Here is a 25473-nt window from a genome sequence, read left to right on the forward strand (position 1 = left end):
TATCATTGTACAAAAAAATAGTGGACGGCTGTATCCACTATTTACGTCTAAGTATTAATTTAATTTGTTGATTATGTTGCCGTCAACGTAGTAATAAAACTACTCCAAAAATACGTGGCTGTCAACATAAATTATTGCTGATTAATATTTTTAATGATGTGATCAATCATTTCAATAAACAAGCGTTGTTCTTCATCGCTCATATCAGCAGTGGCATTTTGTTCAGCCTTTTGCCAAATTTCTTCAACTTGTTTAGCTAGAGCTGTTCCTTTAGGAGTCAAACTGACTAGGGTGATACGTTTATCCTTAGTGGATTTTTCAGTTCGAACTAGGCCACTTTTTAGCATTCGACTAATGGACTTAGCAATAGTTGAATGATCCACGCAAAGAGCGACTACTAATTGATTTTGGGCAATGCGGTCTTCCTTTAATAATTCCAATAAAATCAAATCTTGCCCTGGATAGAGACCGAGTGGGCGCATGTTTTTAGTGACTAAATTTTTGTAGCAATTGATCAAGCTGATAATGGCTTTTTCAATCGGAAAGTTTGTTTCCATATATTTCTCCTTCTAGCCACTAACTTTTGAGAACAAAGTACCAACGGGATCACCTGATAAGATATTAAAGATGACATTAGGATCTTTACCATTTGTGAGGACCATTTCTTGGTTGTGTTTCAAAATTAGTTCAGCAGCTTTGAGTTTCGTCGTCATGCCACCAGTTCCAAATTTTGTTCCGTGACCACCGGCTGCAGCAATAATGGCTGGACTGATTGTTTGAATGCTAGAAACTAGTTTAGCATCAGGAACTTTGAGTGGATTAGCTGAGTAAAAGCCATCGATATCGGATAGCATGATTAACAAGTCAGCATCAACTAAGTTAGCTACAATAGCTGAAAGTTGATCGTTGTCGCCAAATTTAGTGTGGTGATCAAGTTCTGAGACTGTTACTGTATCATTTTCGTTGACGATAGGGATAGTATTTTCCATCGACAATAATTCTTGGAAACTGTTCATCACGTTAGTGTGGCTTTCAGGATAGTCGATGATATCACGGGTAATCAGCATTTGAGCTACCGACATACCGTATTCGTGGAAAGCTTCGTTGTAAATTTGCATCAATTCGGCTTGACCGACAGCAGCCACAGCTTGTTGTTTAGAAATTTTAATCGGACGCTTGTCGATACCTAAAACTCCCATTCCTACGCCAATAGCACCGGAAGAAACTAAGACGACATCTTTGCCATCTTTTTTCAAAGTACTCAAAACGTGAGCTAATTCTTTAATGACCTTTAAATTAATTTTGCTGTTTTGACGAATCAAAGTACTAGTACCAATTTTAACGACGATTCGATCAGCAATGATGTGACGCTTATTTTGCATTTATAATTCCCTCATAAAAAAAGATTTTGACCAAATAATTATTTTCCAATACTATTAAGATAGAACAAGAGCGAGAATAAGAAAAGGGTGTATTCATGTACAAAATATTAATTATGCTTCATGACGGTGACGATTATATTCGAATGAACAAGGTTTACATAGAAAGTATGCCCGTTGCTGGCCAATATATCATCCATTCAGATGGTTTGCCATATTATGTAGAAGAAGTAACGACCTTCGTTGGTTACGTCAGCAGCAAAGGTGCTATTGCCATTGTAGTAGTACATCCAGCTGATAAAGATGCCGAAGTTAATAAATTGTACGGCGTTGATATTGCTAGAGATTTGGACGATCCTGAATATAACAAAAAGGATTAAAGATGGAGAAATTTATATTTTAATTGGTGTTAAGATTCCGTCGTCCGTACGGCCCTGAAAAACGCTGGAACGCTGCCGACACAACTTGAAACCAATCCCAAAACCGGGGATTGTTTCCAAGATTGGTCTTGTCCTAAGCGATAAATCGCTAAGGACAATTTGGCGGCTGAGCATTTTTCAGAGCCTCGCTCCCGACTAGATAGTGATTTCTATCTTTATATAAATAACTTCAGAAAATTAATAGAAGATATTATTAGAATTGCAGTATATTGCTATATTTCTAGTGATATCTTCTTTTTTATATGAAGAAATATGTTTGTTATTCAAAAAGTATGTGTCTAATTTCATCTAAATAGGAGATGGACTCTAGTCGGGAGCAAAAATCCTGTGTCGGCTATGTTCCAGCCAGCCACAGAATTTTTGCGGACGACGGCATATTTAGCAATACGTCAATAATGTTTAAACATGTGAAAACGCTAACCCAAAATCGGTAAATTTAATTTAATGTATTTGAAAACAAATTACTCCTAAAAGCATATATCATGAACGTTGGTAGGATAGATAGAGATGGACAAAACAATTAACCCCCCTTTAGTTGTTTTGTCCCTTTTTTTCTCACAGCAAAAAAAATAAAGGCCTACCACTAGCCTTTACTTTTGCGAGAATTTTTTAAATCAGAGCCTACCACAAACCCTGATTTCTAAGCAGTTGAGAAGGAGTACTACTTTTCAAAAAGGATAACAATGAAAATATTGTTAGGTTAATACATCTCGCCTATATAACCATTTTAATTATAAGTCGAATATAAAAACTTTTCTACATCTAAGAAAAAATATTTTGAACAAAATAGCAATATTTTAAAAGTATAGTCCATTTCCATATAATATATTGTTGCATTTGTGAAATCGCGTGACACTGTTTAGTCATCATGTCATAATTTAATTATCAACAATTAGAGAAAAAATACTGACGGTATATAGAAAATTCAAATTGCTATAAGTATTTTATATAAAGTTGAAAACAAATCGTCTATGCCTGGGTGCATAATGAATGACGATGAATGAGAATAAAAAAAACAATTGCATATTAAGATATTCCAATAGAAGGGTGGTAACATATTGAAACAAGTCAAAGTTTCCAACGTTGAACGCGATAACTTTATTCGTTCCGTTGAAGAATCAGTTGGATCCTTCAATTTGGGCTCTGAGAGGTCGCTAATCAATTTGGTGTTTAAGCATTTGAAGTTGCTAGAATATAACGATAACTTGGAAACCGAATTGATCAACTTCCGCCGAGAGTTAATCGAATATGACATCAATACAGGTCACCGCAACAATCGTGACGTTGAAGAATTATTATTTAAAATTAAAAATAGAAATTTACCATATATCTAATATATAATGTAGGAATTTATTTTATTCCTGCATTTTTTTTATATTCATGATGATAATATTATAAACGAGGTGATAGCGTGGTAAAAATAAATCAATTTTTAATACAAGATGTTCCTATTTTAGAAGTCGAACTAAAAGAAAACCTTCACAAGCCATTGCCATTAGTTATTTTTTATCATGGATGGCGCTCTAGTAAAGAATTAGTTTTGACTCAAGCTCGTAAATTAGCACAAAAAAATATCCGTGTGGTCTTACCTGATGCTCTTAATCATGGGCAAAGACATACGGATATTTCTTCAATTCCTTCAATGACTTTTTGGAACAGTATTCAAGGTAATATTGCAGAATTCTCATTGATTCGTGATTTTTATAACGATAAGAAATTGATCAAAGATCAAAAAATTGGCGTTGGCGGATATTCAATGGGTGGTATGACGACTGGGGCTTTAATGACAGCTCACCCAGAAATTAGTGCTGCTTCCATCATTATGGGAACACCGAATTTATCAGCTTATGCCAAACTAGTTCGTGAGGATGCCAAAGCCAGAAACATTTATGTACCAAAGGATTTTGATTTATTGACGAGTTGGATCAGATACTATGATTTGAATCTTCAGCCGGAAAAAATCAATAATCGACCTTTGTTATTTTGGCATGGGACAGATGATAAAAGAATTCCTTATCAACAATCACGAAAGTTTTTTGAAAAAATTCATCCAGAAAGTTATGGGCAACAGACAGCCTTTATTACTGGTTACAAAGCGGGTCATCTAGTGGAACCACGTTTAATGGATAAAATTGCTAATTTCTTTGAGTATTACTTGGAATAGCTTTATACAAAATAAATAGGTTGATTAAACCAATGATTAGTAAAATGATAAACGCATGTTGTGTTCCGATTGCAGTGGAAACTTTGGTTGATAGAGAGTGGTTGCTTTGACTTAGGGCGATAATGGCAGAAACGATTGAAGTACCAGTAGCTCCAGCAAATTGTTGAAGGGTATTGAAAACAGCATTACCATCAGCCTGATTTTTGTCAGGGAGAAGGTTTAAACCGTCAGTCATGATATTCCCGGAAGACATTCCCATACCGCACATGTAAAGAATATAAACCCAAACAATTACAGTCGTACTTAAATTGCGACTCAAAAGGGTAAATACTAATAGTGAAATATCAGCAAAAGTTACACCGAATAAAATTGGCAAACGAGCTCCAAACTTATCCAGAATCTTACCGCCTAATGGGGCAAAGATAGCACCGACTACTCCGGCAGGTAGAACGGCCATTCCGGCAATCGTAGCACTTTGACTATTTACCAATTGAATGTAGTTAGGCAAAATAAAAGCAAAACCTAATGACAAAACTTGGAATAAGAAGAAACTCAAAACGTGACCGGAAAATTTGAGATTTTTCAAAATGGAAATATTGATCAAAGGATGCTCGATTTTTCTAGAACGAGTCACGAAGCCGATCAATCCCAAAATCCCGATGATAAATGATAGAGCAATTAAAAGATTGAAATTACTCATATTACTAAAGCCGTAAATCAAACCAGCAAAAGTAAAAATTAAATAAATCAAACTTAGTAAGTCGAATGCAGTTTTTTGTATTTGACTTTTTTGTTCGATATTTTTGATACCTAGGAAAAAGGAAATTATTAAAATAGGTACTAAAATTACGAAAATATAACGCCAACCTAAACCGCTGATTACTAAACCACCAAAAGTGGGTCCAACGGCTGGAGCTACGGCAGTAATCAAGGTACCAATTCCCATCATTAAACCGATTTTAGAAGTAGGAACATTTTCCAAAATAATATTGAACATTAAAGGTAAAGCAATTCCTGTACCCAAGCCTTGAATTGTACGTCCAAGTAAAAGGATTGGGAATATTGGTGCTATTGCATCTATTACTAAACCAAGAATAAATAATAAGTTGGCACATAGAAATAGTGATTTAGTTTTGAAATTTTTCTTCAAAAATGATGACAGGGGAACGATGATGGCAACGACTAACAAATAAATAGTCGTCATCCATTGAACAGTTGAAGTTGTGACGTTGAATTCTTTCATCAAAGTGGGAAAGGAGATATTCATCGAAGTTTCTACGATAACTCCGCAAAATGACATTAAACCGGTGGCAATGACTGCCAAAATTACTTTAAAGGGTATTTTTTGTTCTCTCATAAATAGTTAAACCTCCAAGGCATAATAGTGTAGTATTTTTTCGAATTGCTTTATTTCTGCTGCAGAGAAATTTGCCTCAAGAGTTTCTTGTTGCTTTTCCATATAGTTGTTGATGTCTTTTTCGAGCGCATGGGCTTTGTCGGTTAAGAAAACTGATCTTTGCCGAGCATCTTTTTTAGAAGGCTGACGATAGATCAAGTCTTTTTTTTCCATCCGCTGTAATAAGACAGTCGTCGTTGAACGCTGGATAAAGAATTCATTCTCAATGTCTCGTTGAAAGATTTCTTTTTCACTGTTGCGACTCAAATAATCAATAACTGACATTTGCATCCAAGTCATATCGTAGTTTTTGGCAAAATTATCAAAATTCTTAGTGATATGGTTGGTGGCAATCTTCAGCAACATATTGGTATATTTTTTTGACATATGCTTTCCTTTCTATAATTCGTTAGATGACTAACGATTATATGCTAGCGCAATTCCAAAAAATGTGCAATTTGATTTAACAATATTTATCTGTTGTCATATTATTACATTTATAAAAAGGAGTGATTCGATGGATGCAAGGGATAAATTTATTGTTGAGCATAAGGACGATTTTGAAGAGATATTGAAGAAGTTGATTGCCTTGAAAAGTATCAGTGCTACCGGTGAAGGAATTGACGAAACAGTTCAGTTTTTGCGTAATTTGTTAACAAAATTATTAGGTGCAAAGGTCGAAATCATTCCAACGGCTGGTAATCCAGTAATTTTGGCTAATATTTCCGGTAAAGAAAATAAGAATGTCTTGTTTTATGGTCACTATGATGTCATGACACCAGGAGATACGATTTATTGGGACTCAGATCCGTTTGAACTAACTAAACGAAATGGTCATTTTTATGCTCGAGGAGTTGGTGACAATAAAGGACAATTGTTGGCCCAAATCTTAGGGATGTATACTTATTTACAAATTCATCACGAATTTCCTTTTAATGTCACGTTATTTATTGAAGGTGAGGAAGAACAAGGCAGTGTCAACCTTGAACCGACGGTAAAGAAAATCGCTACAACTAAATTGCAAAAGGTTGATCAAGTCTTTGTAATGGACGGAGCGTTCAATGCTGATGGTACTCATGTATTGAGATTGGGCAATCGTGGTGTGTTCGCTTTTGAATTATCAACGACAACCGGCAGTCACGACAATCACTCGGGAAATTTGGGCAATATCATGGATAATCCTTTCGTGCAGTTGTTGAAATATTTGCATAAAATTTATGATTTTGAAACGGGTACTGTTAAATTACCGCATTTTTATGAAGGTGTAGAAAAACCAACTGAACAAGAAAAAGTTTGGATTAAACAATTGCCATACGACAAAGAATCAATTTTACAGCAATCAGGAATTAAGCATCTGGACTTTGACAAAGAAACCTACTATGAAAAATTGATGTTTGAACCTACATTTAATTTCTTCAGTGTCAAATCAGGTTATATGGAAAAAGGCGTGAAAACTATCATCCCTCATCAAGCCAGTTTAAAAGTCGATTGTCGACTAGTTGGAAAGCAATCGATTACTGCCATTAAACAGGATTTGGAAAAGGCTTTTGCTAAAGAAATCAGGGCGGGAGATTTAGAACTCAATTATTTAGGTAATATTCCACCAGAACATACAGAAGCTGATTTAACAGAAATCGAAAAGATTCAGCAAGCCATTGTCAAAGCAACCGGCAAGGCCTACATCGAACCAGTAATGCCCGGTGGTGTTCCTAATTACGTTTGGAAGGACAATTTACACGTCCCAGTTTTTACGATTCCATATGCTAATTATGATGAGCACAATCATGACTTCAATGAGAATTTAACCGAAAAAGCCTTTTATGATGGGATTAAGATTAGCTATGAATTATTAGGATTGGGATAGGTTAAGGATGCCGTCGTCCGCAAAAATCCTGTGGCTGGCTGGAACATAGCCGCCACAGGATTTTTGCTACCGACTAGATTTCAATTTCTATTTAAGTAGAATCGGACACATACTTTTTGAATAACAGCTCTATTTCTTTGTACCAATTCAAAAAAAGAAGATATTACTAAACTTGCAGCAATATACTGCAATTCCAATAATATCTTCTATTAATTTTCTGAAGTTATTTATATAAAGATAGAAATAACTATCTAGTCGGGAGAGAGGCCCTGAAAAATGCTCAGCCGTCAAATTGTCCTTAGCGATTTATCGCTTAGGACAAGACCAATCTTGGAGACAATTCCCGATTTTGGAATTGGCTTCAAGTTGCGTCGGCAGCGTTCCAGCGTTTTTCAGGGTCGACCGGACGACGGCAGCGTAACATCAAAATCTATATAACTTTATACTCCAAATTAGCCAACCGATTACGAAGTATTTTCCCATTTGTAGAACGTGGAAACTCGTCAATTTGGCGATATTCCATTGGAACTTGATAATTTAACAGATTATGTTTGCCAAAGTCAGCAAGATTGGCACTAGTCAAAAACGCATTGTCACGCAAAGTTAAATAGGCGATGGGGACATTTTTTCCAGCACGTGATTTGGTACCAACGACACAAATATCCTTAATACCATTAACACTGCGAAAGACATTCTCCACTTCCTCAGGATAGACGATTTTATCCGCAATGTAGATTAAATCAGCTTGACGTCCTTTGAGATATAAGAAGTTGTCGTCATCTAAATATCCAACATCACCAGTCTTGAAAAAGCCATCTTCGGTAAAACGAGATTGGAACAATTCATTTTTATTCAAATAACCTAAGGCTACCGTTGGAGATTTAACTTCAATGCAACCGACATTATCTTGATTGATATTAGTAATGCGAATTTGCGTTGTGAAGAAGGGCTGACCGCAAGAGCCAGATTTTATTTTTGCATCATTGAAATTTAAAGCCGAAATATTAGCGGTCGTTTCTGTCATACCGTATGTTTGCAAGACAGGAATATCCAACATGTTGCAGCGAAGGACGGTCCAACTATCAATCAGACCGGTACCTAAAAATACGCAGCGAAAATGGTCGTTGTATCTTTTGCCACGAGGTAAGCCATTGAGTAGTTCTCGCAATAATGGTGGTGTTAGAGAAATAATCGTAGCACGTTCATTGATTAAGATTTTATTGATCAAATCGATATCGAAACCGTCAATCAAATAAACACTAATGCCGTAAATCAACGATCGCATGATAATTGAAAATCCCGGAATATTGAAGATTGGCAATGACAAGACCCAGATATCCTGTTTGCTGATGCCTAAATTCAAACTAGTTCCCATAGCGGAGTAAAAATAATTACCGTACGTTAACATCACACCAGTGTCATTTCTATCGGCACTTGGCGTATAGAAGACTGAAGCAATTCCCTCAGTGGGATATTCTGAAACAGGTTGATAATCCAAATTGCCATTCATACTCAAAACTTCTGACATAAAAATCTTATCCCAATTGACTTTTACGATTTCTTCAGTGTGTGCTGAATCACTGATTAAGATAGTTTTAGGTTGGCAATCATCGACTTGATATTGCAAAGTTTCTAACGGTAATTCGGTATCAAGGAAGATTGTTCGTGCCCCTAGTTGTTGAAGTGCTAAAATGGCAACGTAGCCATTAAAACAATTATCGGAAAATAAAGCTACGGGGTCATTTTTACGAATACCGCTAGTATATAATTTGCCAGCAAAGGCTTGGACAGTTGAATTAAGTTCGCCAAAAGTGAAATCTGCGTGTTCTAAAATTAAAGCAATCTTATCAGGATCAAGTTTGGCACGTTTAACTAACCAATTTTCCAAAATATGACCTCTTTTCCTTTAAAAATTTGATACGCTTATATATGATTTGATTGTAAAACATAAAAACAATAAAAATTAACTAATTTCTGAAAAAAATTGAGGTATAAAATGGGTTTGCTAGATGATTTAGGTATAGAAGTAGTCGAACAGGGTAGACATAAAGTGGTTCTACAGCTGGATTTGACCGAAGAACACTTACAAATGGAAAATAATAAGACCGGTGTGATCAATGCCATGCTGTCCGAAACCGCCGCAAGCATTGGAGCAAACTTGAATGTTGAAGATGGCAGTTCCGCTGCCGTCTTGGGTGTATCCTTACATAATTTAAACACACTTAAACTGGGAAAACTCGTTGTGGAAGCGATTTCTGTTCGAGTGGGCGAAAATGTTCAAACTTGGCAAGCTACTACCCACTATGACCAGAGTGCCATCAGTAATAGTTTGAGTACAATAACGTTAAAAAAAATCCAGATCTAATTGTGATAGATTCTGGAGTTAATAATTTCAAAAAAGGCTAAGACGATTAAGCTGACGCCAAATAATTGATATATAAAAATAATAGTTTTCGAAGGGTTCAGAATAAACACGATTCCTGCAATCATTAATAGGGCTGAATAAAAATAGTCCAAGTAGGGTGTTATCTGAACTCTTTTTGTCATTTCATGAGAATCTCGAAATTGGTTAATTCCGTTGACTAACAAGATAATTCCTAAAACTGGTGGCACTAATGGTACGAAAAAACGAGCAAATAGTAAAACTCCCAAAGCCAGGAATAACGCTCCAACACCCAAACCAATGGCGATATTGTTTTCACCGGTGGTTTTACGAATACTTAAGCCATCAATAATAGATAGAATCCCATAAATGGCAATGTAGCTAGAAACGATGTAAATGATAATATTAAAACTTTTAATTGGTGCAATGACGATTAAAATTCCCGCCACTAGCAAAAAAATAAACCGTAACCAACGATAAAGTTGGAACTGTCTAACCATTTTTATACTCCCCCTAAAAAACTCTCTAAATATATGATAACAGAAAAGCTTTGAAATAGAATTGTTCATAGAAATATATTTCACAAGCCTATCGATAAATTTATAAACAGACTAATCTGACGGTAATGAGCTTTTTACTTTAATTGTGAAACCAATGTGGTAATTTAGAGTTAATAGATATTAGGAGGAACTTATAATGAGTGTTCGTGCATCTGATAAAATGGTTGATGTTTTAGCAAAGTGGGGTGTCGATAACATCTATGGTTTACCCGGGGATTCTGTTGATACAACTATTGATGCCTTATATCGAGCCCAAGATAAAATTAAATTCACACATGTTTTGCATGAAGAAGTCGCTGCCTTGTCAGCTGCTGCCCATGCTAAATTGACTGGGAAACTTGGAGTCTGCCTTTCAATCGGTGGTCCTGGCGCAATCCATCTACTAAATGGACTTTACGATGCCAAAATGGATCATGCTCCAGTTTTAGCAATTTTAGGTCAAGTTCAATCTAAATTACTCAATACTGATTTCTTTCAAGAAGTCGATACGCACGTTTTGTTCGATGATGTGGCTGTTTATAACAAAATCATCATGGACCCACAATCATTACCAAGAATTATGGATGAAGCTATCAGAACTGCTATTGCCAAAAAAGGTGTCGCTGTTTTGACTATTCCTGATGACATTCCTGATCACATGATCAAAGATAATTTCACACCTAACGTCGATAATTTCCAAATGGAAAATTACAAAGTCGACGATGCTCAAATCAAAAAGGCTCTCGAAATGATTAAGATTCATTCCAATCCTATCGTTTTAGCAGGTGTCGGGATTAAAGATGCCAAGAAAGAAACTAAAGAATTTATCGAAAAATATAAGATTCCGATTATTTTGACTATGCCGGCCAAAGGATTAGTTGATGATGACCATCCTTATAACTTGGGACAATTAGGTAAGTTAGGGACTAAGCCAGCCTTTGAGATGATGCAAAAAGCTGACCTCGTCATTATGCTGGGAACTGATTATCCTTATGCACCATATTTGAATAAGAAAGTCGATGCCATCCAAATCGATACTAATGCGGACAGATTGGGCAAACGTCGTCATGTCAATATCGCCATTCAAGCTGATGCTAAAGAAGCTATTAGTCGTTTGAATGAACTAGGTGAGCCAGTTAAAGAGCGTCCATTTTTGGATGAAGCTGTTGCTAAAATCGGTCAATGGCACAGCTGGATGCACGATGTTTATACGAAGAAACACACTGGTGTCTTGCCATCATTGATGTTCCACAATCTCAGTAAAAATGCTCCTAGCGATACTATCTGGTCAATCGATGTCGGAACTTCAACTGCTTTTGGAGCCAGATTCTTAACTGCCAAATCTAGTCAAAAGTATACGATTTCAGCTTGGTTAGGAACAATGGGCTGTGCTTTACCAGGAGCAATTGCTGCCAAACACGACTTCCCAGATCGTCCCGTTTATGCGGTAGCTGGCGATGGTGCCACAGCTATGGTCATGCAAGATTTCGCTACTGCGGTCAGATATAATTTGCCAATGCTGTATATCGTCTTGAATAACAAGTTGTTGGCTTTCATCGAATATGAACAACAATCTGCTGGTCAACAAAATTACGGAATTAGTCTACCAGAAATTGATTTTGCCAAAGTTGCACAAGCTTGTGGTGGAATCGGTGAAAGAATCACAACTGATGAAGAATTAGCAGATGCTATTAAGAAGTATCGTCGTCCTGATAAGCCAGTTTTGTTGGATGTGGCTGTAACTGACGAAGCTCCACTTCCAGGTAAAATCATGATGGATGAAGCTCATGGTTATGCTAAATTTGGTTTGGGACACGTGATTGATAAGAAGAGTTTGCCAGAATTACCACCAATGAAAGAAATCTTGCGTTCATTCTTGTAGGATAATGTTGGCATACTTCAATCTGAAAGAAAAAATAAAATTGAATAATAATATACGAATCAATACGTATTTTTTAAATGTAGGTATTGATCCGTTTTTTTGTCTCACATTTTAATGATGGGAATATTCCGACAATTAACTTAATTGAAATATATTTGTCATGGTATTTCTGATGTAAATTTGCAGCACAAATGCTATTATATATTAAAATTGATTAAGAGGAGGTTAATGACATGTCTGAAGTAAAACCACTTTCATCTTTGAGAAACTATACAAAAATATTTAATGAGTTAAAACCAGGACACCCCATTATTTTCACAAAAAATGGAAATGAGGTAGGAACTTTGATTGATTCAAAAGAATGGAATAAGCTGCAATCTGAAATGAGATTGATAAAGGAATTAACTCGTGAGGATAAATCCTTTGATGGCATCTCATTAAAAGAATTCAGAAAGAATCATAATCGTAATGTATAAGGTTAAGATATCCAAGGGATATGAATTTGACTATATGATGTTAGAACAGAATTTAAGAGTTAATGGATATAGTGAAAAGCATATTAATAGTTTGTTAGATAAGATGGATCATCAGATTGATTTATTAGAAGAAAATCCGAATATGGGAATAAAGCTGGAGAAGTATACACGTTTTGAAAATAATTTTAGATTTGTTGTTTGTGAGGATTACCTACAGTTCTATAGAGTTTATGAAAATGATCAAGAAGTACATGTTCTCAGAATAGTAAATGGAAGAACAGATTATTTAGCAAATTTGGAATTAATTTAAAATATAGTTTGGAATACGTGTTTGATAAGAAGAGTTTGCCAGAGTTACCACCAATGAGAGAAATCTTGCGCTCGTTCTTGTAGGATAATGTTAAATAGGATGGTGTTTGTGATGGAAGATAAGGAAAAGAGTCTTTGGGAAATTGTTGCCGAGCAAGAAAATAAGTATGGCAGTATTTCTACCTCTGAAATTGATTGGGGAGAAGATATCGAGTTAGATGATTGAAAAATAGATATTTAAAAAGAACAACTGAAATGCTCATTTCAGTTGTTCTTTTTAATGTCATTCCAGACATCTAACTTGTTAAGATCTTTTTCAATATTTACAGCGTAAGGAATATTTTTTAAATCATACTCACTTAAATATTGTTGATACAGTGATTTTGCATATTTAGGTATAGGACACATCTTTCTATAATCAAAGCAAGCAATATAGTTATCTTTCGTTTTAGATGTAGTCGGTAAGAGATATACGTATGATTTTATCCAATCATCATTTTTAATATTTGAACGCCAAGGGATGGCAAAAGATAATCTTCTTGATTGAAATGATAATCTAGCAAGTAGTAAATTAGCTCTTTTTGCACTTTTATCTGTTACTAGCATTTCATTGTCTTGAGTTATTTGAAAATATTTAGGTAATAGTGTAACTAACTTAATCTTTGGACTTTTTCGTAATGGACTGTTCATTAGTTTAGTAATCCCCAATATTATTTTGTTGAAATAAGTATATCATTATAGAACAATCGTAAACAGCGTCTAAATATTGCATTTAAAAGACTTAGAATATATACTATGTTTACAATGTAAGTATCTTTCCGATGAGTGACGGGGTGTTTATTAAAACGTAGAATATTACTCGATTGAATGGATTTTTTCCGATGAGTGACGGGGTGTTTATTGAAACGTAGAATATTACTCGATTGAATGGATTTTTTCCGATGAGTGACGGGGTGTTTATGAAACGTAGAATATTACTCGGAGGAGTTTTTCGTTTTCAGGGGAATGGAGAATTATTAGGAAATACCATTCCAGAATTTAACGGCTTAAAAGCCAAAAAAGGCTGAACTTTAATTAGTTCAGCCTTTTCGTATACGGTTGTTTTTTTAAACTATTAATGATCAGTATCTACATCAGAAGCTTTTACAAATTCATCTGTAGCCACACGATAGTATTTAATGCCATTGATATAAACGATACTATCGACGAACCAATCTGAATCAGCTACTAATGATCTATTAGTAATTAATTCACCTTTAGCCGTGTAGAGATTCTGAATTGGTGTGTCATTTTTAACTCTGACGGTCATCTTTGTTGGTTGATAAACATAAGCATCAGAATCTTTAACAAATTCATCGTCAGCGATGCGATAGTATTTTTCTCCGTCGATAAAGTAAGCAATTTGGTCACTGTACCAACTCGAATTTGGTTGAATTTCACGATTACCAACTATTTGGTCCGCAGACTCATAAAGAACTTTGGTGGTTTTATCATAAGTTCTAATTTGTGTATCGAGGTCTCGGTAAGGATAAACTTGACTAGCTTTGACCCATTCATTAGTGGCGATACGATAATACTTGATTCCAGAAACGACAATTGTTTGATCAGTAAACCAATCAGTTTGAGGTGCCAATTGTTGACTCTTTAAAACGGTCATATTGTCGTAGTTCCATTGATAAATAGGGATATTGCTAGAATCAGGATAGGTAGAGATATCCAAATCGGCTTTTTGAACCGTTGGTTGAGTAGTTGTACTTGGGATTTTAGTAAATTTGGGTTCGGTAATAATTTGAATAGTTGGTTGACCATTTTTATCGGCGACGATGATACCAGTTCCAGGAGTTACTTGGTATCCAGGTACTTCAGGTTTAATCGTAACCGTGTCGCCAAATTTAGCAGATTGATTGTCAGAGTTGGTATTACCAGAAACCTGCATTGTTTGGTGATTTGGTAGCGAAATAGTCGTTTGCCAATTTTTAACTGGATTGGCAGTATAGCTAGGTTGTTGCGTTACTGAAACGTAGAAGTGACCATCTTTGCCGATAGCAATCACACCTTTACCAGGCTTGTTGACAGTGTAACCTGAATTGTCGGTGTTAGGGTTAAGGATGATTGTTTGACCATAATGAACGTCGGTACCGTTGATTTTAATTTGAGAATCAGCAGTTGGACCGTTCACACTAGTTGACCAAGTAGGAACTTTGGTAGGTGAATATGTTGGAGCCTTAGCAATGTCTAAGAACGTTGAGCCATCAGAATTAGCTTTGATGACCGCGATACCGGGAATGGTATCGTAGCCTGGAATATTTGGTGACAAAGTTACTGTTTGACCGACTTTAGCATTCGTACCTGAAACTTGGATAGTTTTTCCAGTTGGATCAGTCACTGTTGTAGACCAATTAGGAACATTGTTTGGTGTGTAAGTCAAATTCGAAGAATCAACAGTAACGCTGCCATCTTTGTTGTAAGAAATTGGTAAAGTCGACTCTGAAGCTGTATAGCCAGGAATCTTTGGAACATTGACAGTTTGATTCTTGATTGTGACGTCACCAGTTGGTGTGGTTATTTGAATCGTCGTGCCATCTTTAGTGGTTATGGTTTGGGTAGAACTAGGAATGGGAATTGGTATGTAAATTGGGTTATTAGTAATTTTGATTTCTGGTTGACCAGTCTTAGGATCGGCATAAATTTTACCAATACCAGGTGTCTGAACTCGATAGCCGGTACCAGTTACATCAGGGTCGATTGAAATGGTATCACCGATTTTGGCAGTGACATTATTACTGTTGGTAGAACCGCTGGCAGAGACTGTTGTATTGTCAGGTCCAACTACACCACTAACTGTCCAAGAAGGAACAGTATTTGGAATATATTTGACTGAAGAAATATCAACTGAAGAAGTGCCATCTTTGTTGTAAATTACGTTTAAATTTTTAGGACTGTCAGATGATAATGTATAACCAGGGATGTCAGGAACTTCAATCGTAGTCGTTGTATTTCCATAGTTACCTTCAGGAATAGAAACTGTGCTAGTTGAACCTGATGCAGCTGTGAAAGTAACTGAAGACTTTGGAATCATGATAGGTTCATAAGTTGGTTGAGTAGTGATATCAATTTCTGGAGCACCGGTTGTAGTGTTGGCTTTGATAGTACCGATACCTGGAGTTGCTACCTGATAACCAGTACCACTGACATCAGGATTAATAGAAACAGTGTCACCAATTTTAGCAGTAGCGTTGTCACTATTAGTTGAGCCTGAAGCGGAAATAGTCGTATTTTCAGGTCCTTTGACGTTATTAGTTGTCCAAGCAGTCACTTTATTAGGAACATAAGTAACCTTTGATGTGTCAACCGAAGATGAGCCATCTTTGTTGTAGGTTACTTGTAAAGTCTTAGGACTGTCAGCTGATAATGTGTAACCAGGAATATCGGGAACAGTGATCGTAGTTGCTGTATTGCCATATTTGCCTTCAGGAATTTCAACATCTTTAGTTACACCAGTGGTTGTAGTGAAAGTAACTGAAGATTTTGGAATTGTGATAGGTTCATAAGTTGGCTGCTTATCAATTCTAATTGTTGGTTCTCCAGTCTTAGGATCAATAATAATCGTACCAGTACCGGGAGTTAATACTTGATAACCAGTACCACTAACATCAGGATCGATTGAAACGGTATCGCCAACTTTAGTCGTGGTATTGTCACTATTAGTTGTGCCTGAAACCGAAATGGTAGTATCGTCTGGACCTTTTACGTCACTAGCTGTCCAAGAAGTAACGGTATTAGGAACGTAAGTAACTTTTGATGTATCGACTGAAGAAGTGCCATCTTTGTTATAAGTTACTTGTAAAGTCTTAGGACTGTCAGTTGATAATGTATAACCAGGGATGTCAGGAACATCAATCGTAGTCGTTGTATCACCGTATTGACCTTCAGGAATTTCAACTGTTTCTGAACCAGTTTTTGTTTTGAAGGTGACTGAAGATGCATTAATGGTGATAGGTTTATAAGTTGGCTCAGTTTTGATATCAACTTCTGGAGCACCAGTTGTAGTGTTTGCGGTGATAACACCAGTACCAGGTTTTTCAACTTGATAGCCAGTGCCACTGACATCAGGACTAATTGAAACAGTATCACCGATTTTAGCAGTAGTATTATCAATATTAGTTGTACCTGAGGCTGAAACTTTAGTATTGTCAGGTCCGATTAGATTGTCAACTGTCCAAGAAGGAACAGTATTAGGAATATAGGTAACTTTTGATGTATCGACTGAAGAAGTGCCATCTTTGTTATAAGTTACTTGTAAGGTCTTGGGACTGTCGGCTGATAATGTATAACCGGGAATATCAGGAACTTCAATCGTAGCTGATGTATTACCATATTGACCTTCAGGAATTGTGACGTTTTTAGTTACACCAGTCGTTGTTGTAAATTGAGCTGAAGATTCTGGAACGTCGATTCCGACATATTCAGGTTGTGTTAAAACCGTATAAGTGGGATTGCCATTCTCATCAGCAGAAATCAAACCACTACCTACTTTGGAAACAGTATAGCCAGTATTAGTGGTATCAGGATTGATGTAAAAAGTATCACCAATTCGAGCAGGATCACCAGTGCTGCTAGTAGTGCCAGTAACTGTCATTGTTTGTCCGGTTGGGGAGTTGACGCCATTTACCGTCCATTGGCTAACTAGATTACCGACATAATTAATGTAGTAATTAGTTGTAGCTTGAGTAGTAGAAGTTATCGTGGCAACAACGGTTGAGATATCTGGTGTATAGCCGGGAAAAGTATTTGGCGTTACAGAGAAGGAACTATTTAAAGTCCCCGTATGTGTAAAGGTTTGATTCCCCAGGCTGGTGGGAACTGTCAAAGTTACCGTATATTTTGGAACTGTAGGATCACTTTCTGAATTAGGAGTGAAAGTAGCAGGATATAGATTCAAACTACCTTTGACTGAATTTAGATTGTAATTGTAATTATCACTATTATTAGGTTCAGCTGAAAAAGCAACATTACCATCAGTCCAACCATTTGATTTAGAAGAAGGTAAAGCTGTGTAATTCTTGAAAGTATCGGCACTTGATAAAGTAATAGATTGCAAATCCGTACCGTCAAACATCCCTTCGTTTTTAGATGAATCACCGGTGTCGGGATTAGTATCCATATTCCAAGAAGAAATAGATAAGTTCTTAAGCTTTTTATCATTTTGGAACATTCCCAGCATTGTTTTAGCATATGAGAATTGCCAATTTGATACGTCTAGAGCATTTAAACTGATGTCATTTTTAAACATATAGTTAAAATTGACACCTTTTTTAATTGTAGATGCACGTTCTGGAAATGTAATATCTTGAATCGAGCTATCATCTAGAAACATGTCGCTAGTATCATTAAGGCTGGTAAGATTTAAATCGCTAAGATCAACAACTTCATCAGTAGTTTTACTTCCGGTAACAGTCGTTAATTTAGTATCATTGGCAAACAAACCTGAGACATTTTCTGTAGAAGAAGTATCTAATTGATTGATATTATTAATAGTCGTTAAATTAGATAAATCAGAAAACATGTGATTCATATCATCAGCACCAGTTACTTTACCATCAAAGGTGATGTTGTTGATATTATTGGCATACTTTTGCCATGGTGAAGTTGCGACTGGTGTGGTTGGTGCTGTATTGGTAGTAGAAGTAGTCGAATTGGAATTATCAAGACTACTATTTTGTGCTGTATCTGAATTGGTGCTAGATTGTTTTTGAGAAGTATTAGATGTATCAGTGTCAGATGCAGTATTTGTAGTGGTTGAAGCGGCGCTAGTATCACTGTTTGTATCAGTTGAACTTGTATCGCTTGGAGTGGCTGTTGGCGTGGTTGTAGTTGTTGTAGGAGTAGTGGCTGTTTCAGTGGATGATGAACCACTAACTTTGTCAGTTGTAGTAGTGGTATTATCTGCTAAAGCTGTTGTTTGAGTACTATCTCCTAAATGCAAGCTACCATCTGCAGAAATGAACCATGGCGTTGTACCTTGGATACCTTGAGCGATATTGGTGTTGGCAGTTGTGGCAGTATTAGTGTCAGCGCTAAGTTCAGTTGGTGTAACACCAAGACTTTCTAGTTGAATTTTTGATTTAGCCAAATTAGTTTCAACCGTATTGGTCGAATCAGTTTTATTGTCATTATTAGTTGAAGTACTTGCTGAAGTTGTAGGAGATTCAGCGACGTTAGCCGTACTTTTTGATTCATTAGTAGCATCAGTTGAAGCTTGATTGTTATCGACAATTGTCGACTGAACGGCAGTATTAGTTTGTGCTGTTGTCGAACTGTCGGTTGGAGACTGAGTAGTCGTGCTGGATTTAGCAGCATTTATTTGAGTTGGTATTGTATCAGCTTTGACGTTCAAACTAGGGGTCCCCATTAAAAAGATTCCGCCAGCTAATGAAAGAGTTGCTACGACGATCCAATTCTTTTTGGATTTAACGAGCTTCTTTCTCATAACACTGTTAGGATCATGTTTTAATTGTTCAAACCGCATAAATAAGCCTTCTATACTATAAATTTGATTCCCTAGATTTAATTCTCTTTTCATCTTTAGTATAGTTTATTGGTCTAGACATGTATCAATTTTCGGGTAAATAATATGTTATATGTACTATATGTATATGTAAATATTTATGATAAAAATATGAATAAAAATAAGTAAAAAAAGAAGCATCGATATAATATCGATACTTTCTTGGTTTTTATAAAAATTGTTAATTCGCAAATTGTTAATTGAGAAAACACGGTAATTTATTGCCGTGATGAATCAATGATTTAAGCGATTTGAGGCCTCCTCACAAACATATGTTCCCTCGTTCTGATATAATTACAGTATCAAATTACAGAAGGGAGTTCATATGGTTTTAAAAGGTTTCAAATTACGTATCTATCCAGATGGTTATCAAAAGGAACTAATTGAATATAACTTTGGTGCTAATCGCTTTGTTTGGAACAATATGCTAGATATGATGATCAAACGCCATGAAAGTAATCCGGATTTGAAATCTCTGAAAGTATTTGACCTGAACTACATTTTGACAGTCTTCAAAAAAGAAAATACTTGGTTAAAGAAAGCGGAGAGTTCCAGTCTTCAAGTAACTGATAAAAATCTATTTGAAGCATACAAAGGCTTTTTTAGTAAGAAACGCAAATTTCCACGATTCAAAAGTAAAAAATTTCCAAAGCAAAGTTACCAGTCTAAATATTTCCATAATAATATTGAGATTCTTGATGATTTTTATATTAAACTACCTAAACTCGGTGTAATGAAATATAAAAACAAGAAATCAATCCCTAGTGTCATTAAATACGTTACCATTCGTAAATCATCAACTAATAAATACTATGCAATTTTAACTGTTGATGAAGAAATAGCTCAATTACCAAAAACAAGCAAGTCTGTCGGTCTTGATATGGGTGTTTCTGACCTAGTAATCTGTTCAGATGGAAGTAAGTATAAGACTATCCGTTTTGATAAGAAACTTTCTAAAAAGAAACACTATTGGGAAAAACGATTAGCTAGACGACGTACGCAAGCTCTAAAAGATATCCAGTATAAAAAGAAATTTGGATTGATTGATCCAAAGCCTTTAGAACAATATTCCAACTATATGAGAGCTAAACTTATGGTAGCTAAGTATAGCGAGAAGATAGCTAATCAAAGAAAAGATTATCTCCATAAGATAACTCGTGAATTAGTTGAAAATAATGATTTGATTGTTATTGAAGATTTGAAAACCAAAAATCTTCTTGGCAATCATAACCTATCACGTGCTATCGCTAATCAATCATGGAGAGCATTAAGATTGATGCTTGAATACAAATGTGAATGGTACGGTAAGAGACTTCTAATTGTTAATCCATTCAAGACTAGTCAAATCTGTTCTAACTGTGGTTACGATGATGGTAAACATGAGTTGGATATTAGAAAATGGGATTGTCCTAATTGTGGTATTCATCATGATCGTGATATCAATGCAAGTAAAAACATATTAAACAATGGCTTGGAACAAGCCTTAGTAAAATAGTTCTAGCCTCTACCGACTGGTTGAAATACTAGTTGGCAAGTATGGAATGTTCCTAGAAGCTCGGTACTTTAGTGCCGATGTAGTTCACAGTGGACTGAATTCCTTGATCACATACTTGGTTGGGAATTCTTTTTTGTTGTCTAAATGTTTTTGATATTTGGTTTTATGCTCAATTTCATTATAAGCATCTTCCAACTGTGACATCGTATACTTTTGAGTTAATTCATCGATTGATATTCCGTAAAATTTTGACAAGTAATCTAACAATTCATTATCTTCTGTAATCATCATTACTGCCTCCGCCATCATAGTAGTGCCTAAATTAATTATTAGCAAATTCTTGTTTATTAGAAATATTTTAATTAAAATTTAATGGCTGTATAGCTTACTACTACAGTAATCACACGTCTTTCCTTGATTCTGTAAGAGAAAACTTTAATAAAAATCTTGCAAGTATATTAAAAAACAATTAAAATAGCAATATTTCAACCAATAAAAATTAATAGGGGGTGTCATTATGACAACGCAAAAAGTAGATCATGATCACGAGGTGGACCATCGATTGATTGTGCAAGAGAATAAGTACTACGCCAAATCTTCACGAATCAATTATTATGACCTCGTCATCGAATCCGCACACGATGCAACTTTAGTCGATGCAGATGGAAATGAGTATATCGACTTGTTGGCAAGTGCTTCAGCCATTAACGTTGGTCATACGAATGAAAAAGTCGTGCAAGCAATCCAAGAGCAGGCCGAGAAACTGATTCATTACACACCTGCCTATTTTCATCACCGTCCTGGACAACAATTGGCCGAACGTCTAGCTAAATTAGTTCCTGGAGCTGAGAAACAAGTGGCTTTTTCCAATTCTGGTTCCGAAGCCAATGACGCTATCATCAAATTTGCCAGAGCTTATACCGGTCGTCCTTATATTGTTTCCTTCATGGATTCATATCATGGTTCAACTTACGGCTCAATGACACTTTCAGGAGTTAGCTTGAACATGGCTCGCAAGATGGGTCCATTACTTCCCGGGGTAGTGCACGTACCGTATCCAGACTTATATCGACGATATGAGAATGAAACGGAACACGATGTAGCTTTGAGATATTTCGACGAATTTAAGCAGCCTTTTGAAAGCTTCCTACCGGCTGATGAAGTAGCCTGTGTCTTGATTGAACCAATTCAAGGCGATGGGGGAATCAGAAAAGCTCCCGAAGAATTCATGCAACTAGTTTATGATTTTTGTCACCAAAATGGAATTTTGTTTGCCGTTGATGAGATCAATCAAGGAATGGGTCGCACGGGTAAAATGTGGAGCTATCAACAATTTAAGGATATCGAACCCGACTTGATGTCCGTAGGTAAGTCACTAGCTTCAGGGATGCCTTTGAGTGCCACGATTGGGAAAAAGGAAATCATGCAAAGTCTTGATTCACCAGCACACGTCTTTACTACCGCTGGAAATCCAATCTGTTGTGCTGCTTCAATGGCAACCTTGGACGTCTTGGAAGAAGAACAGTTGATGGACAGATCCAACGTCGAAGGGGCATACGCCGAAGAGAGATTTTTGGAAATGCAAAAGCACTATCCAGAAATTGGCGATGTACGAATGTATGGTTTAGATGGAGGAATCGAATTAGTTAAGGACCGTCAGACAAAGACTCCTGATCCTGATTTTGCCAACAAAGTTATTTATTATGCATTTCAACACGGAGTTGTTATGATTACGCTGAAAGGTAACATTTTGAGATTTCAACCACCTTTGGTCATCACTCACGACGAGTTGGATAAGGCGTTGAATGTGTTGGATGATGCATTTGCGGCCGCAGAAAATAATCAAGTAATTATTCCAAGTAACGAAAAAATTGGTTGGTAATCAAGAGGAGTGTATTTTATGAGTGATTTTTTTAAACGTTTAACCTTAAAAGAAGATCCGAGTATTTATGAGGATAAAGATTCACATTTAGTTCGAGTTTTAACAGTTAAGGATTTCTTGGCTTTGGGTGTCGGGACGATTGTTTCCACATCAATCTTTACTTTGCCAGGGGTCGTTGCCGCACAACATACCGGTCCATCAGTGGTCTTTTCATTTATCGTGGCTGCTATCGTTGCCGGGTTGGTTGCCTTTGCTTATGCGGAGATGGCTGCCGCAATGCCATTTGCAGGGTCTGCGTATTCGTGGATCAATGTTATGTTCGGTGAGTTCTTCGGTTGGGTCGCTGGTTGGGCCCTGTTAGCCGAGTACTTCATCGCTTTAGCCTTCGTTGGTTCGGGGTTGTCCGCTAACTTCCGAGGGCTGTTGGAACCATTAGGAATCCACTTCCCGAATGCGATTGCCAATACCTTTGGTAATAACGGTGGTGTCGTTGATATCGTTGCTGTTGTCGTTATCGCCGCGGTCGCATGGTTGATTTCTCGTGGTGCCGGTGGTGCTGCTAAAGTTGAAAATATTTTAGTTGTACTAAAAGTTTTAGCTGTTTTAACTTTCATCGTGGTTGGTTTAACTGCCATTCATGTGGAAAATTACTTCCCATTTATACCAAAATATCGCTTGAACGCTGACGGAACTGCCTTTGGTGGTTGGCAAGGAATCTACGCCGGTGTTTCAATGATCTTCCTATCATATATCGGATTTGATTCAATCGCCGCAAACTCTGCCGAAGCTAAAAATCCCGGTAAGACAATGCCACGAGGAATCCTAGGATCATTATTGATTGCCGTTGTTTTGTTCGTTGCTGTTGCTTTAGTTCTAGTTGGAATGTTCAAGTACTCTGATTACGCTAATAACGCCGAACCTGTTGGCTGGGCTCTAAGACATGCTGGTCATCCAATCGTTGCCAGTGTCATCCAAGCCGTTGCTGTTATCGGAATGTTCACCGCTTTGATTGGAATGATGTTGGCTGGTTCAAGACTAGTTTACTCATTCGGACGTGATGGAATGTTACCAAGTTGGCTAGGTAAGTTGAACGATAAGAATCTTCCTAATCATGCACTATTAGTTCTATCAATCGTTGGTATTTTAATCGGTGCCTTTTGCCCGTTCGCCTTCTTAGCTCAGTTGATTTCAGCCGGGACGTTGATTGCGTTCATGTTCGTATCATTGGGAATTTATCCATTGAGAAAACGTGAAGGAAAAGACATCGCTATGCCCGACTTCAAAGTGCCATTTTATCCGGTGCTACCAGCTCTAGGATTTATCGGCTCACTAATTATTTTCTGGGGACTAGATATTCAAGCTAAACTCTATGCTGGAATCTGGTTCGCTATCGGATTAGTTATCTACTTTGCTTACGGGATGCACCATTCAACTCTAGGCAAGAAGCATGACGCTGAAAAAAATAAATAATAAATTTAAAGTGATCTCAATATATGAGGTCACTTTTTTTGTAAGGTGATATAATTTCATTTATAAAGCGCTTACATAGAATTAAAAGACTCAAAAATAGTTTTTAAACGATTATATGTTAGAGGTGAATAAAATGAAAAAAACAGAAGAAATAAAAAGAACATGGAAAGCAAAAGGTAAAGGCGGGGGTGAAAAGAAAATAGATTCATACAGATATTTTTATGATAAAGGATGTGTTTCTTGCGGTTGGTCATTTTCTGATGCTATTGGAAGAGAAAAGATAAAAAGTCTTGATGATTATAAAGAGTTTTGGAGAGAAGAAGTCAAAAAAAGCGGTTTGAATAATAAATGGGGGAATCAGGGAGTTCATCAATTGCTTGATAATGTTCATAAAGGAGATTTTATTTGGACTAGAATAGATGGAGAGTATTATGTTGCCGAAGTAAAAGGAACTCCAGAAGAACTCTTTTCTTTTGATGCAAGTAAAGATGCTACTGAAAATGATTGTTCAGCTCAATTAAAAGTTGATTGGATAAAGGTTGGCAAAGAAGATGAAGTTCCAGGATCAGTGTCTGTTTATACGCAAAATCGATCAGCACTAAGTCGAGTGGATAATAATGATGAAGTTATAGATGTCAAAGGGAACCAATATACGGTAACGAGTGCTTTTTCGGCTATTTGTACTAACTCAATAAAAAAGGAAGACATCAAGACACCCGATAATAGAAGTTATTTGTTTAATTTAATTGGATACGCTGAAGCTGAAGATTTAATAGCTTTATGGCTATATGATAAATATGGTTATGTTACAGTGCCTTCCACGAATAAAATAGGTACTGAAACATATGAGTTTGTGTTATTAGATGGTTCTAAAAATAAAGATGGAAGTTATACTAAATCAAGAAAAATCTACATTCAGGTGAAGAATGGTAATAATATTTTAGAGGCAAGTAAGTATACTTCACTATTGGATTCAACTAGCGAAGAGGTTTGGTTAGTTTCAACAAGAGGTCATGTTGAAGGTAAAGGTAAGCCAGCTCAAATAAAACGCTTTGTTAAAAAGGATGATGATTCTATTGTGGAGGAAAATCATGACATTAATGAAGTATTGGATTTTGCCTTTGATCCAAAGAAGAGAAATATCATTCCTAACACTATAAAGCAGTGGATTGATTTATTCTTTTAATAAAACAAAAACGCCAATCCAAAATGGAGAGGCGTTTTTG

General features: G+C 36.3%; 22 protein-coding genes. 13 read left to right on the forward strand and 9 right to left on the reverse strand.

Features of this window, described 5'->3' with window-relative positions; all coding sequences use genetic code 11:
- Positions 1-131 precede the first annotated feature (131 nt).
- Both G6534_RS00530 and proB read right to left on the reverse strand, forming a co-directional pair.
- On the reverse strand, positions 132-557 hold the full coding sequence (locus G6534_RS00530) for a MarR family winged helix-turn-helix transcriptional regulator (protein WP_059074348.1): 426 nt from the start codon (positions 555-557) through the stop codon (positions 132-134).
- Between the two features lie 12 nt (positions 558-569).
- Positions 570-1382, reverse strand: coding sequence for a glutamate 5-kinase (gene proB, locus G6534_RS00535; RefSeq protein ID WP_182082987.1), 813 nt, complete (start codon positions 1380-1382; stop codon positions 570-572).
- A gap of 95 nt (positions 1383-1477) precedes the next feature.
- Between proB and G6534_RS00540 the strand changes: the two genes are divergently transcribed.
- The 3 genes from G6534_RS00540 to G6534_RS00550 all read left to right on the forward strand — a co-directional run bounded on the left by G6534_RS00540 (position 1478) and on the right by G6534_RS00550 (position 3983).
- Positions 1478-1759, forward strand: coding sequence for a hypothetical protein (locus tag G6534_RS00540; RefSeq protein WP_010021031.1), 282 nt, complete (start codon positions 1478-1480; stop codon positions 1757-1759).
- A gap of 1118 nt (positions 1760-2877) precedes the next feature.
- Entirely contained in the window at positions 2878-3153 is a 276-nt protein-coding gene (locus tag G6534_RS00545; RefSeq protein WP_010021030.1) for a hypothetical protein, read from the forward strand.
- Between the two features lie 77 nt (positions 3154-3230).
- Positions 3231-3983, forward strand: a complete 753-nt coding sequence (locus tag G6534_RS00550) for an alpha/beta fold hydrolase (protein ID WP_059074350.1) — start codon at positions 3231-3233, stop codon at positions 3981-3983.
- On the opposite strand, the gene G6534_RS00555 is transcribed toward G6534_RS00550, so the two are convergent.
- The gene (locus tag G6534_RS00555; protein WP_059074351.1) at positions 3955-5340 is read right to left on the reverse strand and encodes a DHA2 family efflux MFS transporter permease subunit; all 1386 of its coding nucleotides are present in this window, start codon (positions 5338-5340) and stop codon (positions 3955-3957) included. The genes G6534_RS00550 and G6534_RS00555 overlap by 29 nt on opposite strands.
- A 6-nt stretch (positions 5341-5346) precedes the next feature.
- Positions 5347-5766 (reverse strand): MarR family winged helix-turn-helix transcriptional regulator, encoded by a 420-nt coding sequence (locus tag G6534_RS00560; protein WP_059074352.1) that lies wholly within the window; start codon positions 5764-5766, stop codon positions 5347-5349.
- 130 nt (positions 5767-5896) lie between these two features.
- Here G6534_RS00560 and G6534_RS00565 point away from each other — a divergent pair, with 130 nt between their 5' ends.
- Positions 5897-7243 (forward strand): M20/M25/M40 family metallo-hydrolase, encoded by a 1347-nt coding sequence (locus G6534_RS00565; protein ID WP_059074353.1) that lies wholly within the window; start codon positions 5897-5899, stop codon positions 7241-7243.
- 430 nt (positions 7244-7673) lie between these two features.
- On the opposite strand, the gene G6534_RS00570 is transcribed toward G6534_RS00565, so the two are convergent.
- Positions 7674-9131, reverse strand: coding sequence for an AMP-binding protein (locus G6534_RS00570; protein ID WP_059074354.1), 1458 nt, complete (start codon positions 9129-9131; stop codon positions 7674-7676).
- A 108-nt stretch (positions 9132-9239) separates the two neighbouring features.
- Here G6534_RS00570 and G6534_RS00575 point away from each other — a divergent pair, with 108 nt between their 5' ends.
- Complete coding sequence (locus tag G6534_RS00575) at positions 9240-9608, forward strand: hotdog family protein (protein WP_059074355.1); 369 nt, start codon at positions 9240-9242, stop codon at positions 9606-9608.
- Here the strand turns inward: G6534_RS00575 and G6534_RS00580 are convergent.
- Positions 9605-10126 (reverse strand): DUF308 domain-containing protein, encoded by a 522-nt coding sequence (locus G6534_RS00580; protein WP_059074356.1) that lies wholly within the window; start codon positions 10124-10126, stop codon positions 9605-9607. The two genes, G6534_RS00575 and G6534_RS00580, sit on opposite strands and share 4 nt — an antisense overlap.
- A 196-nt stretch (positions 10127-10322) precedes the next feature.
- Here G6534_RS00580 and G6534_RS00585 point away from each other — a divergent pair, with 196 nt between their 5' ends.
- From G6534_RS00585 to G6534_RS00600, 4 genes are all read left to right on the forward strand, one after another.
- The gene (locus G6534_RS00585; RefSeq protein WP_059074357.1) at positions 10323-12047 is read left to right on the forward strand and encodes a pyruvate oxidase; all 1725 of its coding nucleotides are present in this window, start codon (positions 10323-10325) and stop codon (positions 12045-12047) included.
- 233 nt (positions 12048-12280) lie between these two features.
- Positions 12281-12523 (forward strand): type II toxin-antitoxin system prevent-host-death family antitoxin, encoded by a 243-nt coding sequence (locus G6534_RS00590; RefSeq protein ID WP_059074358.1) that lies wholly within the window; start codon positions 12281-12283, stop codon positions 12521-12523.
- Positions 12524-12557: 34 nt separating this feature from the next.
- The gene (locus tag G6534_RS00595; RefSeq protein ID WP_161936650.1) at positions 12558-12833 is read left to right on the forward strand and encodes a type II toxin-antitoxin system RelE/ParE family toxin; all 276 of its coding nucleotides are present in this window, start codon (positions 12558-12560) and stop codon (positions 12831-12833) included.
- Between the two features lie 111 nt (positions 12834-12944).
- Positions 12945-13058 carry an AbrB family transcriptional regulator gene (locus G6534_RS00600; RefSeq protein WP_152999979.1) on the forward strand — a complete coding sequence of 38 codons (114 nt, stop codon included), beginning with the start codon at positions 12945-12947 and terminating at the stop codon, positions 13056-13058.
- Positions 13059-13096: 38 nt separating this feature from the next.
- Here G6534_RS00600 and G6534_RS00605 read toward each other — a convergent pair whose 3' ends face one another.
- Positions 13097-13522, reverse strand: a complete 426-nt coding sequence (locus G6534_RS00605; protein WP_059074360.1) for a hypothetical protein — start codon at positions 13520-13522, stop codon at positions 13097-13099.
- A gap of 424 nt (positions 13523-13946) precedes the next feature.
- Positions 13947-19361 (reverse strand): SLAP domain-containing protein, encoded by a 5415-nt coding sequence (locus G6534_RS00610; protein ID WP_182082988.1) that lies wholly within the window; start codon positions 19359-19361, stop codon positions 13947-13949.
- A 364-nt stretch (positions 19362-19725) separates the two neighbouring features.
- Between G6534_RS00610 and G6534_RS00615 the strand changes: the two genes are divergently transcribed.
- The gene (locus G6534_RS00615; protein ID WP_059074362.1) at positions 19726-20895 is read left to right on the forward strand and encodes an RNA-guided endonuclease TnpB family protein; all 1170 of its coding nucleotides are present in this window, start codon (positions 19726-19728) and stop codon (positions 20893-20895) included.
- 84 nt (positions 20896-20979) lie between these two features.
- Here G6534_RS00615 and G6534_RS00620 read toward each other — a convergent pair whose 3' ends face one another.
- Positions 20980-21186: a hypothetical protein gene (locus G6534_RS00620; protein ID WP_137610119.1), complete on the reverse strand. Its 207-nt coding sequence runs from the start codon at positions 21184-21186 to the stop codon at positions 20980-20982.
- A gap of 226 nt (positions 21187-21412) precedes the next feature.
- On the opposite strand from G6534_RS00620, the gene G6534_RS00625 reads away from it, so the two are divergent.
- From G6534_RS00625 to G6534_RS00635, 3 genes are all read left to right on the forward strand, one after another.
- Positions 21413-22777: an aspartate aminotransferase family protein gene (locus tag G6534_RS00625; protein ID WP_119318722.1), complete on the forward strand. Its 1365-nt coding sequence runs from the start codon at positions 21413-21415 to the stop codon at positions 22775-22777.
- An 18-nt stretch (positions 22778-22795) separates the two neighbouring features.
- Positions 22796-24247: an APC family permease gene (locus G6534_RS00630; protein ID WP_057813485.1), complete on the forward strand. Its 1452-nt coding sequence runs from the start codon at positions 22796-22798 to the stop codon at positions 24245-24247.
- 133 nt (positions 24248-24380) lie between these two features.
- Positions 24381-25433, forward strand: coding sequence for a hypothetical protein (locus tag G6534_RS00635; protein ID WP_182082989.1), 1053 nt, complete (start codon positions 24381-24383; stop codon positions 25431-25433).
- Positions 25434-25473 lie beyond the last annotated feature (40 nt).

The sequence above is a fragment of the Companilactobacillus pabuli genome (assembly GCF_014058425.1).
Taxonomy (GTDB): Bacteria; Bacillota; Bacilli; order Lactobacillales; family Lactobacillaceae; genus Companilactobacillus; species Companilactobacillus pabuli.